Consider the following 14,126-nt stretch of genomic DNA (forward strand, 5'->3'; position numbering starts at 1 on the left):
GCGTGAAGGCGTACGCCGCGGTCGACCTGGGCGCGTCCAGCGGGCGCGTCATGGTCGGCCGCGTCGGTCCCGACTCGCTGGAGCTGACCGAGGCGCACCGGTTCGTGAACCGGCCGGTACGGGTGCCGGAGGGACTGCGCTGGGACGTCCTCGGCCTGTACACGGGAGTGCTCGACGGGCTGCGGGCAGCGGGTCGGGTGGATTCCGTCGGCATCGACGGCTGGGCCGTCGACTACGGCCTGCTGGACGCCGACGGGGCCCTGCTCGGCAACCCGGTGCACTACCGCGACTCCCGCACGGAAGGGGTCGCGGAGAAGGTGTGGGCGACCGTTCCGGCGGACGAGCTGTACGCGGCCACCGGGATCCAGTACGCGCCGTTCAACACCCTGTACCAGCTCACCGCCGCCCAGGGGACCGGCCAACTGAGCCTCGCCGGGCGCCTGTTGCTGGTGCCCGACCTGATCGCCTACTGGCTCACCGGCGAGCAGGGCACCGAGCTGACCAATGCCTCCACCACCCAGCTGATCGACCCGCGCACCCGCGACTGGGCCCATGACGTGGCCGGGCGGCTGGGGATCGACCTCGGGCTGTTCGCTCCGCTGCGGCAACCGGGCGACAGGGCGGGCGAGTTGCGGGCGGAGGTGCTGGAGGAGACGGGGCTGGCCGGTCCCTTGCCGGTGACGGCGGTCGGCTCGCACGACACGGCGTCCGCGGTGGCCGCGGTGCCCGCCTCGGGCGAGCGGTTCGCCTACATCTGCACCGGCACCTGGTCGCTGGCCGGTCTGGAGCTGGAGGCTCCGGTGCTGACCGAGGAGAGCCGGGCGGCCAACTTCAGCAACGAGCTCGGCCTCGACGGCACCGTCCGCTATCTGCGCAACATCATGGGGCTGTGGCTGCTCCAGGAGTGCCAACGCGCTTGGGGGCAGAACGACTTGGGGCGGCTGCTGCGGGAGGCCGCGGGAGTGCCGGCACTGCGGTCTGTCGTGGACGCCGGGGACGCCGCGTTCCTCGCGCCGGGGCGGATGCCGCAGCGGATCGCGGAGGCCTGCCGGGCGTCGGGGCAGCCGGTGCCGCAGACTCCGGCGCAGGTCACGCGCTGCGTCCTCGACTCGCTCGCACTGGCGCACCGGCGGGCCGTCAAGGACGCCCAGCGGCTCGCCGGGCACCCGGTCGACGTCGTCCACGTCGTGGGCGGCGGCACCCGCAACGCCCTGCTGTGCCAGCTCACCGCCGACGCCTGCGGTCTGCCGGTGGTGGCCGGGCCGACCGAGGGCGCCGCGCTGGGCAACGTACTCGTGCAGGCGCGTGCGCACGGGCTCGTCGGCGACCTCGCCGACATGCGGCGGCTGCTCATCCGAACGCAGTCGCTCACGCGGTACGAGCCCCAGGGCGGCACGGCGCGCTGGCGCGAGGCGGAGGCGCGGCTCGCCGCGGGGTGACCACGCCTGGGCGACCCCACCGGTCCGCGAACGCACGGGGCTCGTGCCGCCGGTGGGCCGGGGCAGGCCGCCGCATTAACCTGCAACCGTCCGACGACCGATCACGAGGAGCCGCGATGCGTGTCGCCCTGTTCCTGACCTGTGTCAACGACACGCTGTATCCCGACACCGGCCGCGCTGTGGTGAAGCTGCTGACCCGGCTGGGTGTGGAGGTCGACTTCCCGATGGGGCAGACCTGCTGCGGGCAGGCGCACTACAACACCGGCTACCGGCACGAGGCCGAGCCGCTGGCCCGGCACTTCGCGGAGGTCTTCGGCGGCTACGAGGCGATCGTGACGCCGTCCGGGTCGTGTGGGGCGATGGTGCGGGAGCTGTATCCGCGCATGGGCGAGCGTGCACGGGCCGAGGGCCGCGGGGAGGCGCTCGCGGCCACGCTGGCGCCCGTGGTGCCGAAGACGTACGAGCTGACGGAGTTCCTGGTGGACGTGCTGGGTGTGACGGACGTCGGCGCGTACTACCCGCACCGGGTCACCTACCACCCGACCTGTCACGGCCTGCGCGGCCTGGGTCTCGGGGACCGGCCGCGGCGGCTGCTGGAGGCGGTGAAGGGGCTTCAGCTGGTGCAGCTGCCGGGCGCGGAGGAGTGCTGCGGGTTCGGCGGCACGTTCGCGCTGAAGAACGCCGACGTGTCGGCGGCGATGGGCACGGACAAGGTGCGCAACGCCGAGTCGACCGGCGCCGAGGTGCTGTGCGCGGCCGACAACTCCTGTCTGATGCACATCGGCGGCACGATGGCCCGGCTGCGCACCGGGATGCGGCCGGTGCACCTCGCGGAGATCCTGGCGAGCACGGAGGAGGAGCCGGCGGCATGAGCGGGACGTATCTGGGGATGCCGGCCTTCCCGGCGGCCGCGCGGGAGGCGGTCGGCGACGAGACGCTGCGCGGGAACCTGCGGCACGCCACCCGCACCATCCGGGCCAAGCGGGCCAGGGCGGTGGCGGAGGTGTCCGACTGGGCCGAGCTGCGGGAGGCCGGGAAGCGCATCAAGGACCACACGCTCCGCCGTCTCGACCGCTACCTCGTGCAGTTGGAGGAGTCGGTGACCGCCGCGGGCGGCGTCGTGCACTGGGCCGCCGACGCCGACGAGGCCAACCGGATCGTCGTCGAACTCGTCGCGGCCACCGGCGAGTCGGAAGTCGTCAAGGTCAAGTCGATGGCCACCCAGGAGATCGGGCTCAACGAGGCGCTGGAAGCCGCCGGCATCCGCGCCTACGAGACCGATCTCGCCGAACTCATCGTGCAGCTGGGCGAGGACCGGCCCTCGCACATCCTCGTCCCCGCCATCCACCGCAACCGCACCGAGATCCGCGACATCTTCGTCCGTGAGATGGGCCGGTGGGGCCGCCCGGCCCCCGAGGGCCTCACCGACACACCGGCCGAACTGGCCGAGGCGGCACGTCTGCACCTGCGCGAGAAGTTCCTGCGCGCCAAAGTCGGTGTCTCCGGCGCCAACTTCATGGTCGCCGACACGGGCACACTCGTCGTCGTCGAGTCCGAGGGCAACGGGCGGATGTGTCTCACCCTGCCCGACACCCTGATCTCCGTCGTCGGCATCGAGAAGGTCGTCCCCACCTGGCAGGACCTGGAGGTGTTCCTGCAGACCCTGCCCCGCTCCTCCACGGCCGAGCGCATGAACCCGTACACGAGCACCTGGACCGGTACGAGCGACGGTGACGGGCCGCGCGTCTTCCACCTCGTCCTGCTCGACAACGGCCGCACCGACACCCTCGCCGACGAGGTCGGCCGTCAGGCCCTGCGCTGCATCCGCTGCTCCGCCTGCCTCAACGTCTGCCCGGTCTACGAACGGGCCGGCGGGCATGCGTACGGCTCGGTCTACCCCGGCCCGATCGGCGCGATCCTCAGCCCCCAGCTCCGCGGCACGGCAAGCGCCGTCGACGCCTCCCTGCCCTACGCCTCCTCACTGTGCGGGGCCTGCTACGACGTCTGCCCCGTCGCCATCGACATCCCCGAAGTGCTGGTGCACCTGCGGGAGCGGGTGGCCGAGGGCGGTCCGGTGACCCGGGCGGGCAACCGGGTCCTGCTCAGGCCGGCCAAGGGTCATGCCGCCGAGCGCGCCGCGATGCGGGCGGCCCGCTGGGCGCTGGCCCGGCCGGGCGCCCTGCGGGCCGGACAGCGGCTGGCCTCGGCCACCCGGCGGCTGCATCCGCGGTCACTGCCCGGGCCGGGGCGGGCGTGGAGCGCGTCCCGTGAGCTGCCCGCCGTACCCGCGGAGCCGTTCCGGGACTGGTGGCAGCGGACGAACGGCGGGAAGGACGAGGCCGAGTGAGCAGCAGGGAACGGATCCTGGGCCGGGTGCGGCGCGCGCTCGCCGATGTGGCGGGCGAGGACGCGCCGGTCGAGCGGGGGTATCTCCGGGAGCACGGTGACCGGAGCGTGGCGGAGACGGTGGAGCTGCTGGCGGAGAACCTGGCGGACTACCGTGCGGTGGTGCACCGCTGCACGTCCGCCGGACTTCCCTCGCTCATCGGCCGGTTGCTCGCGGAGCGGGGGGCCGGCTCGGTGCTGGTGCCGCCCGGTCTCGACGCGGGCTGGCTGGCGGCGACCGACGTCGAGCGGATCGCCGACCGCGCGCAGAGCACCCCGCAGGAACTCGACCGCGTCGACAGCGTGGTCACCGGCTGCGCCGTCGCGATCGCCGAGACCGGCACGATCGTCCTGGACGGCTCTCCCGACCAGGGCCGGCGCCGGATCACGCTGGTCCCCGACCATCACATCTGTGTCGTACGTGTCCCCGAGCAGGTCGTCGGATCGGTGCCGCAGGCCCTCGAACGGCTCGATCCGGCAAGGCCGTCGACCTGGATCTCGGGGCCGTCCGCGACCAGCGACATCGAACTGGACCGGGTGGAGGGCGTGCACGGCCCGCGCACACTCGAAGTGGTGCTGGTCGAGGACGGGGGCCTGTCGACGCCGGCGTGATCCGGACGACAGGCCCTAACTGCCGGCGTCGTACGCCTCGCGGGCCCGTTCCACCTCCGGCAGGTTCTCGGCGGACCAGTCGGCGAGGTGGGCGAAGAGCGGGGCGAGGCTGCGGCCGAGGTCGCTGATCTCGTACTCGACGCGCGGCGGGACCTCGGGGTGGTAGGTGCGCACCACCAGTCCGTCGCGTTCGAGTTGGCGCAGCCGCTGGGTGAGGACCTTCGGGGTGATCCGGGTGATGCGGCGCTCCAGTTCGACGAACCGCTGGCGGCCGTAGGTGTGCAGCGCCCACAGGATCGGGGTGGTCCAGCGGCTGAAGACGATGTCCACGACCGGCGCGATCGGACAGGCGAGCTGGGGGTCGGCGCCGACGGGCGCGATCGGCATCGGGTCGGCGGCCATGCGCATCCCTCCGAGGTAGTCACTTTCCTCTAGGTACCTACTATATCGGCGCTGTTAGCGTCGTCCCCGGCGCCACGGGGAGCGGTTCCCGCCCCGGTGGCCGCCCATCGATCACTGCTGGGTACAGGGGAGTTGGACATGATCGTGGTGACGGGTGCGACCGGCAACGTGGGGCGGTCGCTGGTACGGAAGCTGGTGGCGGCCGGTGAGCGGGTGACCGCGACCTCGCGCGGGATCTCCGTGGCGGACGTGCCGGAGGGCGTCCTCGCCCGGCGTGCGGATCTCACGGACGCGGCGAGTCTGCGGCCGGTGTTCGACGGCGCGTCGGCACTGTTCCTGCAGAACGGCGGGCCGACCGCCCATCTCATGCCCACGGCGGAGGTACTGGAGGCGGCCGCGGCGGGCGGGGTGAAGAAGGTGGTGCTGCTGTCGTCGCAGGGCGTGGTGACCCGCCCCGACTCCGCCTCGCACGGGCAGGTCGCACACGCCGTCGAGGAGGCCGTACGGGCGTCCGGCCTGGAGTGGACCGTCCTGCGGCCCGGCGGGTTCGCCTCCAACACCTACGCGTGGGCCGAGCCGGTGCGCACCTCACGGACGGTGGCCGCGCCCTTCGGGGACGTAGGGCTGCCGGTGGTGGACCCGGACGACATCGCGGCGGTCGCGGCGGTGGCGCTCCGCTCGGGCGGACACGCGGGCGCCGTCTATGAGTTGACCGGCCCTGCGCTCATCACGCCCCGGCAGCAGGCGGCCGCGCTGGGGGACGCGCTCGGCGAGCCGGTGGGATTCGTCGAGCTCTCCCGCGAGGCGGCTCGGGCGATGATGACCGCGTTCATGCCCGAGCCCGTCGTCGACACCACCCTGTCGATCCTCGGCGCACCGACCGAGGCGGAGCGGCGCATCAGCCCCGACGTGGAGAGGGTCCTCGGGCGGGCGCCTCGGGCGTACGCGGAGTGGGCGCTGCGCAATGTGGAGGCGTTCCGCTGATCCGCGGCCGTCGTCGGCCCGCGGGGCGCGCCGGTGTCCTGCCTGGGGGGTGTCTCGTCGATCAGGCCGGATCAGCGAGCGGCGTCCGGTGCCGTGCATCGCAAGGCGGAGGAAGGAGTCGACGCGACGGGGGTCCCCCCGCCCGAGCGAAGCCGGGAGTGGGGGAGTCGGCGACTGACGACGACGCGGCGAGGCGCGGTGCCGGGCGCCGGGAGCCCGGCTTGATCGACGAGACGTCCCCTAGGGGTGGCCGTCGACTTCCGGAGGCGGGCCGCCGGCGTTCGGTCAGCCGTCCCGAGCGTTCCCCCCGGCCTCCGGAGCACTGCCGCCCGCGCACCCCCAGCCCCTCCCCCGCCATGAGCCCCGCCCCGCCGCGTCGGGGCGACCGCGGGAGCGCCTCGCTGGGAGCATGGCCCCATGGAGATGCTCAGCAATCGGGAAGTGCTGCGGGAGATCGAGGCCGGAGGGCTCGGGGACTGGCGGAAGCTGGCGCAGCCGTTGGCCGCGCGGTACCGGGTCGGGGACCGGGTGACGGGGGCCGTGTTCGTGGCCGCCGTGGCGAAGGCGGCGGGCGATGCCGGGCGCGAGCCGGAGATCCGCTGGGGGCGGGGCGGTGTCGACGTCGCGCTGTGCACGGTGGACGGCACGACCGGGGCACGCGGGGTGACCGCGGCGGACGTGGAGCTGGCCCGCACGGTCAGCGGCCTCGCCGAGGAGCACGGACTGACGGCCGTGCCCGGTGAGGTGGCGCAGGTGGAGCTGGCGCTGGACACCGCCGACCGGCCGGCGCTGGCGCCGTTCTGGTCCGCGCTGCTCACCGGGGAGCCGGGCCACAGCGTGGACGACACGGTCTTCGACCCCACGGACCGGGTGCCGAGTATGTGGTTCCAGCCCACCGATCCACATGACACACCCCGCCAGCGCTGGCACCTCGACGTGTGGCTGGCGCCCGAGGTGGCGGACGCCCGGATCGCGGCGGCCGTCGCCGCGGGCGGCACGGTCGTCGACACCTCGAACGCGCCCTCGTACACGGTGCTCGCCGACCCGGACGGCAACAAGGTCTGCGTCTGCACGGCCCTGGAGCGCGGGTAGGCGCTCTCGGCGGCGGTGAAGCAGTGACACGGTGCTGAACAAGCGCTTAGATAGGTGGAGTCACTGCTGCCGACCGCCGGAGGCCCGGTTGTTCACTTCCGTCGACGACGTCACCGCCCGCCTCGCCGAGACGGGGTACCTCGCCTCCCCCTCCGTGGCCACCACGGTGTTCCTCGCCGACCGGCTGGGCAAGCCCCTGCTGGTCGAGGGGCCCGCGGGCGTGGGCAAGACCGAGCTGGCCAAGGCGGTGGCGGCGGTCGCGGGTGCCCGGCTGGTGCGGCTGCAGTGCTACGAGGGCGTGGACGAGTCCCGCGCGCTGTACGAGTGGAACCACGCCAAGCAGCTGCTGCGCATCAGCGCCGGCCGGGACGAGAGCTGGGACGAGGCCCGTACGGACATCTTCAGCGAGGAGTTCCTGCTCCCGCGCCCGCTGCTGACCGCGATCCGGGGCGACGATCCCAAGGTGCTGCTGATCGACGAGACCGACAAGGCCGACGTCGAGGTGGAGGGCCTGCTCCTGGAGGTGCTCAGCGACTTCCAGGTGACCGTGCCCGAGCTGGGCACGGTGACCGCGACCCGCCGCCCGTTCGTCGTGCTCACCTCGAACGCCAGCCGCGAGCTGTCCGAGGCGCTGCGCCGCCGCTGTCTGTTCCTGCACATCGGATTCCCCGACGAGGAGCTGGAGCGGCGCATCGTCCGGCTGAAGGTGCCCGAGCTGGACGAGGCGCTCACGGCGTCCGTGGTGCGGGTGGCGGGGGCGCTGCGCGCCATGGACCTCAGGAAGGTGCCGTCGGTCGCGGAGACCATCGACTGGGCGCGCACTCTGCTCGCGCTCGGCGCGGACACCCTGGACGAGACTGTCGTACGGGACACCCTCGGCGTCGTCCTCAAGCATCAGGACGACGTGCTGAAGGCGGCCGCCAAGCTCGACCTGGACGCCGTGTGACGGCCCCGGCGGACGTCACGGCCCGGCTGACCGGGCTCGTCTCGGCGCTGCGCGCGCACGGACTGCGCATCGGCACCGGCGAGAGCGTGGACGCCGCGCGGGCCGCGGCCTCACTCGGCTTCACCGACCGCGAGGTGCTGCGCGAGGGGCTGGCCGCCACGCTGCTGCACTCCCCCGCCCAGCGGCAGGTGTTCGACCCGGTCTTCGACCTGTACTTCCCGCGGGCGGTAGGCGGCCCCGAGGAGTCCTCGGCGGACCGGGACGAGCTGCGCGACCGGCTCGCCGCCGCGCTCGCGGCCGACGACCGTGCGGCCATGGCCCGGCTCGCGGTGGAGGCGGTCGACGGCTTCGGCGGCTACGGCGGCTCCTCCGGCTCCGACGGCTGGTCCTCGTCCCAGGCGCTGGACCGTCTGCGCCCGCAAACGCTGCTGGCCCGGGTCCGCGACGAGGCACGGGCGAGCGGCGCGCGGACCGGGTTCGCCGACCGGCTGCTGGAGGACGAGATCCGCCGGCGCATCGAGGAGTTCCGCCGGCTGGTGGCCGCCGAGGCACGGCGCCGGGTGGCCGAGCGGCGCGGCCGGGACGAGATCGCCCGCCGGGCCGTCGCCCCGACCGCCGACCGGGTCGACTTCCTGTACGCGGGCAAGGACCGGCTCGCCGAACTGCGCCGGACCGTGCGGCCGTTGGCGCGCAAGCTGGCGACCCGGCTGGCCGCGCGCCGGCGCCGGGCCGCGCGGGGCAGCATCGATCTGCGGCGGACGCTGCGCGGCTCGCTGTCCACGGGCGGGGTGCCGATGCGCCCGGTGCTGCGCAGACGCCGGCCGGTCCGGCCGGAACTGGTGCTGCTGTGCGATGTGTCGGGTTCGGTGTCCGGCTTCTCGGACTTCACGATGCTGCTGGTGCAGGCGCTGCACGACCAGTTCAGCAAGGTGCGGGTGTTCGCCTTCGTCAACCGGGTCGACGAGGTGACCGGGCTGCTGGTGCACGGCCGCGCCGACCCCGAGGGGCTCGGCGCCCGTATCCGCGCCGAGGCGCATATCGCCGGCTGGCACGACAGCAGCGACTACGGCATGGCGCTCGGCGAGTTCGCGGAGCGCTACGGCGACGCGGTCGGGCCGCGCACGACGGTGTTCGTGCTGGGGGACGCCCGGACCAACATGGCCGATCCGAACCTCCCCGCGCTCTCCCGGATCGCCGGGCGGGCCCGCCGCGTGTACTGGCTCAACCCCGAGCCGCGCGCCCAGTGGGGCACGGGTGACTCGGCCGCGCCGGACTACGCCGGACTGGTGGAGATGCACGAGTGCCGCACCGCGCGCCAACTCGGTGATCTGGTCGGCCGGTTGCTTCCCGTGTGAGCGGCCGGAGGACACCCGGGGTCATAGGGACTGCCGCCCGGCCCCGCTGTATCGCACCTCGGTCTCGCCCCTCTGGCTCACCTGTCCGGCTCGCCCCTGTGCCTCAGCCCTCCTTGTCCTTGGCGTACTCCTTGGCCATCTGGCCCTCGAAGTCGTAGGCGATACAGGTCTCGTCGCCGACGACCCATGCGTCGTGGCCCGGCGAGCACACGAAGACGTCGCCCGGGCCGACGTCGCTCTCGGTGCCGTCGTCCATGCGGATGTGCAGATGGCCCTGGGCGATGTAGCCGTTGTGGTTCATCTGGCAGCTGTCGGTGCCCGCGAGGGGGCCGATGTGCTCGGACCAGCGCCAGCCCGGTTCGAAGGTCGCCACGGCGAAGTCGCACCCCTGCAGGTGGACCGCTTCGAGGTGACCGTGGGGGAATTCGCGCCGATCATCGGTCGTGTCGAGCGCCTTCGCCTCCAGCATGACGCTCCTCCTTCCCGCCGTCTCCCGACGGCCGGGTCCGGTCCCCGTCTCCCGTTCCCGGGCCGGGAACGGCTCCGCGGAGGGCCGGGCCCTTCCCTCTCATCGTCCGCCCGTGGAGCCCGAGTCCGCCATTCGAACGAGGGGTCACTCACCTCCGGCGCACACCCGCGCGAACCGGCCGGCGTCGATGTTGCCGCCCGACAGGATGAGTCCGGTGCGGCGGGAGGCGCCGCCGATGCGGCCGGTCAGCAGTGCGGCCAGCGGCGTGGCCCCGCTCGGCTCCAGGACGATCTTGAGCCGTTCGAACGCGAACCGCATCGCGGCCCGTATCTCGTCGTCGGTGACCAGGACGATCTCGTCGACCAGTCGCCGGTTGAGGGAGAACGTCAGCTCGCCGGGTGTGTGCAGGGCCTGTCCGTCGGCGATGGTGTGCGGCACCGGGACGCTGACGCGCCGGCCCGCCTCCAGGGAGCGCTTGGTGTCGTCCCCGGCCTCCGGCTCGACGCCGACGACCCGGGTACCGGGGTACAGCCCCTTGGCGGCGGTGGCGCTCCCGGCGATCAGCCCGCCTCCGCCGACCGGCACGACGAGGGAGTCCAGCCGCCCCGTCTCCTCCAGCAGCTCGAGGGCGGCGGTGCCCTGTCCGGCGATGATGTGCGGGTGCTCGTAGGGCGGGATGAGGGTGAGGCCGCGCTCCGCCGCCAGAGCCTCGGCGATGGCGACACGGTCGCCGCTGTAGCGGTCGTAGGTGACGATCTCGGCGCCGTAGCCCTCGGTCGCCTCCCGCTTGGAGCGCGGGGCGTCCTCGGGCATGACGATGACCGCGGTGGTGCCCAGCTCACGGGCGGCGAGGGCGACGGCCTGGGCGTGGTTGCCGGAGGAGTAGGCGGCGATGCCGCGCGCCCGCTGCCCGGCGGTGAGGCGTGAGACGGCGTTGAAGGCGCCGCGGAACTTGAAGGCGCCCACCCGCTGGAAGTTCTCGCACTTGAGGTGGGCCTCGGTGCCGGTCAGGGCGTCGAGGGTGCGTGAGCGCAGCACGGGGGTGCGATGGGCGACGCCGTCCAGGAGGGTGGCGGCGGCGCGGACGTCGTCGAGGGTGACGGGCGGGGTGGTGGTCGTCATGGGCGGGCTCCCTTCCGGTCCGGGGCCGGGTCGGTGGGTGCCGCGGCCCGGGCCTGGGACAGGTAGTTGTAGGCGGAGGCGCGGGAGATGCCGAGCCGGGCGGCGACCTGCTCGACGGACCGGCGTACGGCGAAGACGCCGCGCTCGTCGAGGCTGCGGAACAGGTCCAGTCTCGCGGCGCGGTCCAGGCCGGCCCAGTTCTGGTGCCGGTGGAGCTGGTGGGTGTCGACGACGGCGTCGATCACGGAGTCGATGTCGTGGGCGAAGGTGGTGACGGGCAGGTCGGCGGCGGGGGCGCCGCCCAGTCCGGCGAGCGCGCCGAGCAGGGCGTGGGCCTGGGAGACCGCGCCGATGTCGAGATTGAGGCACAGGGCGCCGAAGACCGCGCCGGTGGAGTCGCGCAGCACGACGGTGGACGACTTGACCAGCCGCCCGTCGGGGGTGCGGGTGCGGTAGTCGAGCTCGTCGGCGGCCTCGTCGCCGCGCGCCAGGACTCGCATGCCGATCTCGCTCATCGCCGCGCCGGCCGTGCGTCCCGTCACCGAACCGGCCACGGCGACCACGGACTTCTCGGGCCGCCGGTAGTCGTGCAGCACGGCCTCGCAGACGGGGCCGAAGGTCGCCGCGATCCCTTCGACGACCGGGGTGAGCGCGGCGATGATCGCGTCCCGCTCCTGCTCCAGGTCCTGCTCGCCGGCCATGTGCTGTCCGCCCTCCTCCCCCACCGTCTGGACTGTGAGTCCAATGTATGTACAGACAGTCTAAGCGCATGGGGCGGGGCGTCCGCAACACCCGTTCGGGGGAACTGGACCGCCGCGCCACGGGGGCGCACGCTGAGAGGGAAGGGGGGAGCGGCCCTACAGGAGTGAGCGCGATGGAAGCCAAGCAGTGGACCGTGCAGATCTACATCACCGAGAGCGGCGACGACACACAGGCGCGGGCCGTCCTTTCCACGGGCGGCACGGCCGAGTCCGACAGCGTCATCGGGCGCGGCATCGCCCGGCGCAACCCCATGGACCGGCCCATCCCGGAGATCGGCGACGAACTCGCCGCGAGCCGCGCGCTGGAGGACCTCGCCATCCGGCTGCACGACGTGGCCGCCGACGACATCGTGGACCTGGCGGGACCCGTCACCAGGTGACGAACACCGGCCCGGCACACCCGGCCCCGCCACGCCGGCCCGCCCGGCGGAGCGGGGCCAGGGCTCGACGCCGCCGCGGCGGAGTGTGACCCTTGGAGAGAGGTGCGAACCGATGCACGGCTGCGGGTACTCGAAGCGGTGGCTCTGGCGGTGGCGCACGAATCCGCTGCGGCGGCGTGACGACCTCGTCGAGGCCTGGGTCGTGCTGGCCGTGTGGCTGATCGCCCTCGTCGGCGGGATCGTGACCGGCGCCCTAGTGGCCCGCGCCGCCGACGCCTCGTTCGCCGAGCAGCGTGCCGAACGCACCCCCGTACGCGCGGTGGTCCTCGCCGACGCCCCGTCCGACGGCCCGCACGCGGGCACCGTCGCCGACCGGGTCAGGGCGAAGGTGCGGTGGACCGCCCCGGACGGCACCACGCGGACCGGCGTCGCCCTCGTCGAGCGCGGGCACAGGACGGGGTCCGCGGTCGTGGTCTGGCAGGACGCGCGGGGCACGCTCGCCCCCGAACCGCCCACCAGCGCCGAGGCCTCCGTCGAGGCCGGTCTGCTCGGCGGGGCCGCCGCGATCGCCTTCTCCGGCACGGTCGTGGGCGCCGGGGCCGTCGTGCGGTGGCGTCTGGACAGGCGGCGCCTGGACCTGTGGGGCCGCGAATGGGAGCTGGTCGGCCCGCGCTGGGGCGGCCACAAGACGGGCTGACCGGCCCGCGAGGAGGTGGCCGGATGCGCTTCGACGACCGCGTGGACGCCGGACGCCGGCTGGCGGACGCCCTCGACGGCCTGCGCGGGGCGGACGCGGTCGTGCTGGGGCTCCCGCGCGGCGGCATCCCGGTCGCCTACCAGGTGGCCCGCGGCCTCGACGCCCCGCTCGACGTGCTGGTGGTGCGCAAGCTCGGGGTGCCCTGGCAGCCGGAGCTCGCCTTCGGCGCGATCGGCGAGCACGGGGTGCGGGTCCTCAACGACGACGTGCTGGACGCGACCGGGGTGAGCCCGGCCGAGCAGGCGCGGGTGGAGGAGCGCGAGCGCGCCGAGCTGGAACGGCGGGTCGGCGCCTACCGGGTGGGGCGTCCGCCCGTCCCGGTGCGCGGGCGGACCGTGGTCGTCGTGGACGACGGCCTCGCCACCGGCGCCACCGCGCTGGCCGCGTGCCGGGTGGTGCGCGGACAGGGCGCCGCCCGGATCGTGCTGGCCGTGCCGGTCGCCCCCGACCGGACGCTGTCCCGGCTGCGCGACGTCGCCGACGACGTGCTGTGCCTGGAGGCGCCGGCCGCGTTCGGCTCGGTCGGCGCCTGGTACCGCGACTTCGGCCAGACCTCCGACACGGAGGTCACCACGCTGCTGTCACGGGCCGCCGAACAGCGCGAGAAGCGGCCCGCACCCAGACGAAGCGAGGCCGCCGACCCCGAGCTGGACATCCCCCTGGACGGTGTGCGCCTCGCCGCGCGGTTCGCGTTGCCCGGCGGCGCCCCGGCCGTCGTGGCGTTCGCCCACGGCAGCGGCAGCAGCCGGCACAGTCCGCGCAACCGGTACGTCGCCGCCGAACTGAACCGGGCGGGCCTCGGCACGCTGCTGCTCGACCTGCTCACCGACGACGAGGAGGGCGACCGGGCCAATGTCTTCGACACCCTGCTCCTGGCCCGGCGGCTGCGGGGCAGCGCCGACTGGCTGCGCCGCGAGGCGGGTCTGCCGGTGGCCTACTTCGGGGCCAGCACCGGGGCGGCGGCGTGTCTGGAGGCCGCGGCCGACGACGACGGCGTCCTGGCGATCGTCTCCCGCGGCGGCCGCCCCGACCTCGCCTCCGCCGCCACGCTGGCCCGGGTGCGGGCGCCGACGCTGCTGATCGTCGGCGGTCTCGACACGCAGGTGCTCAGCCTGAACCGGCTCGCGGCGGACCGGCTGCACTGCGAACACCGGCTCGCGGTGGTGCCCGGCGCGACCCACCTGTTCACCGAACCCGGCACGCTGGGCATGGTCGCCGAGCTGGCCCGGGACTGGTTCACCTCGCATCTGACCGGGCCCGGCACCGCCGTACGGCAGCACAGTCCGGCGTGAGGCGGCACGCGACGGATCCAAGTGACCGGCCGGGAAGGGGCGTTGTCCCAAAGTCCCGGTGAAGGCGGGGTGTCCGGGTGCGGGGCGCGGGGCGGGAAAGTACGGTGGCGTCCTGGTGTTCGACCGGCAG

General features: G+C 74.0%; 15 protein-coding genes. 11 read left to right on the top strand and 4 right to left on the bottom strand.

Translation table 11 applies throughout. The annotated features are described in order from the left end of the window. The first annotated feature begins 50 nt into the window (after window positions 1-50). The 4 genes from ACIGXJ_RS36215 to ACIGXJ_RS36230 all read left to right on the top strand — a co-directional run bounded on the left by ACIGXJ_RS36215 (window position 51) and on the right by ACIGXJ_RS36230 (window position 4,436). Window positions 51-1,439: a rhamnulokinase family protein gene (locus tag ACIGXJ_RS36215; RefSeq protein WP_399654978.1), complete on the top strand. Its 1,389-nt coding sequence runs from the start codon at window positions 51-53 to the stop codon at window positions 1,437-1,439. A gap of 116 nt (window positions 1,440-1,555) precedes the next feature. Beyond that, the gene (locus ACIGXJ_RS36220; protein ID WP_399654919.1) at window positions 1,556-2,311 is read left to right on the top strand and encodes a (Fe-S)-binding protein; all 756 of its coding nucleotides are present in this window, start codon (window positions 1,556-1,558) and stop codon (window positions 2,309-2,311) included. Then, complete coding sequence (locus tag ACIGXJ_RS36225; RefSeq protein ID WP_399654922.1) at window positions 2,308-3,786, top strand: LutB/LldF family L-lactate oxidation iron-sulfur protein; 1,479 nt, start codon at window positions 2,308-2,310, stop codon at window positions 3,784-3,786. Before ACIGXJ_RS36220 ends, ACIGXJ_RS36225 begins: the two co-directional genes overlap by 4 nt. Beyond that, window positions 3,783-4,436 (top strand): lactate utilization protein C, encoded by a 654-nt coding sequence (locus ACIGXJ_RS36230; protein ID WP_399654925.1) that lies wholly within the window; start codon window positions 3,783-3,785, stop codon window positions 4,434-4,436. The genes ACIGXJ_RS36225 and ACIGXJ_RS36230 overlap by 4 nt, the downstream gene beginning before the upstream one ends. Before the next feature lie 15 nt (window positions 4,437-4,451). Here ACIGXJ_RS36230 and ACIGXJ_RS36235 read toward each other — a convergent pair whose 3' ends face one another. Then, window positions 4,452-4,838, bottom strand: coding sequence for a winged helix-turn-helix transcriptional regulator (locus ACIGXJ_RS36235; RefSeq protein ID WP_399654927.1), 387 nt, complete (start codon window positions 4,836-4,838; stop codon window positions 4,452-4,454). 138 nt (window positions 4,839-4,976) lie between these two features. Between ACIGXJ_RS36235 and ACIGXJ_RS36240 the strand changes: the two genes are divergently transcribed. The 4 genes from ACIGXJ_RS36240 to ACIGXJ_RS36255 all read left to right on the top strand — a co-directional run bounded on the left by ACIGXJ_RS36240 (window position 4,977) and on the right by ACIGXJ_RS36255 (window position 9,215). Continuing rightward, window positions 4,977-5,822 carry an NAD(P)H-binding protein gene (locus ACIGXJ_RS36240; protein WP_399654929.1) on the top strand — a complete coding sequence of 282 codons (846 nt, stop codon included), beginning with the start codon at window positions 4,977-4,979 and terminating at the stop codon, window positions 5,820-5,822. Window positions 5,823-6,239: 417 nt separating this feature from the next. Continuing rightward, a complete protein-coding gene (locus ACIGXJ_RS36245; protein WP_399654932.1) occupies window positions 6,240-6,914 on the top strand; it encodes a VOC family protein in 675 nt (224 codons plus the stop codon). A gap of 88 nt (window positions 6,915-7,002) precedes the next feature. Next, entirely contained in the window at window positions 7,003-7,860 is an 858-nt protein-coding gene (locus ACIGXJ_RS36250; protein WP_399654935.1) for an AAA family ATPase, read from the top strand. Further along, complete coding sequence (locus tag ACIGXJ_RS36255) at window positions 7,857-9,215, top strand: VWA domain-containing protein (RefSeq protein WP_399654937.1); 1,359 nt, start codon at window positions 7,857-7,859, stop codon at window positions 9,213-9,215. The genes ACIGXJ_RS36250 and ACIGXJ_RS36255 overlap by 4 nt, the downstream gene beginning before the upstream one ends. A gap of 103 nt (window positions 9,216-9,318) precedes the next feature. Here the strand turns inward: ACIGXJ_RS36255 and ACIGXJ_RS36260 are convergent, their stop codons facing one another. The 3 genes from ACIGXJ_RS36260 to ACIGXJ_RS36270 form a co-directional block, all read right to left on the bottom strand. Further along, window positions 9,319-9,684, bottom strand: a complete 366-nt coding sequence (locus ACIGXJ_RS36260) for a cupin domain-containing protein (RefSeq protein WP_399654940.1) — start codon at window positions 9,682-9,684, stop codon at window positions 9,319-9,321. Between the two features lie 144 nt (window positions 9,685-9,828). Continuing rightward, window positions 9,829-10,806, bottom strand: a complete 978-nt coding sequence (locus ACIGXJ_RS36265) for a threonine/serine dehydratase (RefSeq protein WP_399654943.1) — start codon at window positions 10,804-10,806, stop codon at window positions 9,829-9,831. Then, window positions 10,803-11,507, bottom strand: a complete 705-nt coding sequence (locus ACIGXJ_RS36270; RefSeq protein ID WP_399654981.1) for a transcriptional regulator — start codon at window positions 11,505-11,507, stop codon at window positions 10,803-10,805. The genes ACIGXJ_RS36265 and ACIGXJ_RS36270 overlap by 4 nt, the downstream gene beginning before the upstream one ends. Window positions 11,508-11,680: 173 nt before the next feature. Between ACIGXJ_RS36270 and ACIGXJ_RS36275 the strand changes: the two genes are divergently transcribed. From ACIGXJ_RS36275 to ACIGXJ_RS36285, 3 genes are all read left to right on the top strand, one after another. After that, window positions 11,681-11,947 carry a DUF1876 domain-containing protein gene (locus tag ACIGXJ_RS36275; RefSeq protein ID WP_399654946.1) on the top strand — a complete coding sequence of 89 codons (267 nt, stop codon included), beginning with the start codon at window positions 11,681-11,683 and terminating at the stop codon, window positions 11,945-11,947. A gap of 112 nt (window positions 11,948-12,059) precedes the next feature. Beyond that, window positions 12,060-12,644, top strand: a complete 585-nt coding sequence (locus ACIGXJ_RS36280) for a hypothetical protein (RefSeq protein ID WP_399654948.1) — start codon at window positions 12,060-12,062, stop codon at window positions 12,642-12,644. A gap of 23 nt (window positions 12,645-12,667) precedes the next feature. Continuing rightward, window positions 12,668-13,996, top strand: coding sequence for a phosphoribosyltransferase family protein (locus ACIGXJ_RS36285; RefSeq protein WP_399654951.1), 1,329 nt, complete (start codon window positions 12,668-12,670; stop codon window positions 13,994-13,996). Window positions 13,997-14,126 lie beyond the last annotated feature (130 nt).

This window comes from Streptomyces sp. NPDC053367, assembly GCF_044545925.1.
In the GTDB taxonomy this organism is placed as follows: domain Bacteria; phylum Actinomycetota; class Actinomycetes; order Streptomycetales; family Streptomycetaceae; genus Streptomyces.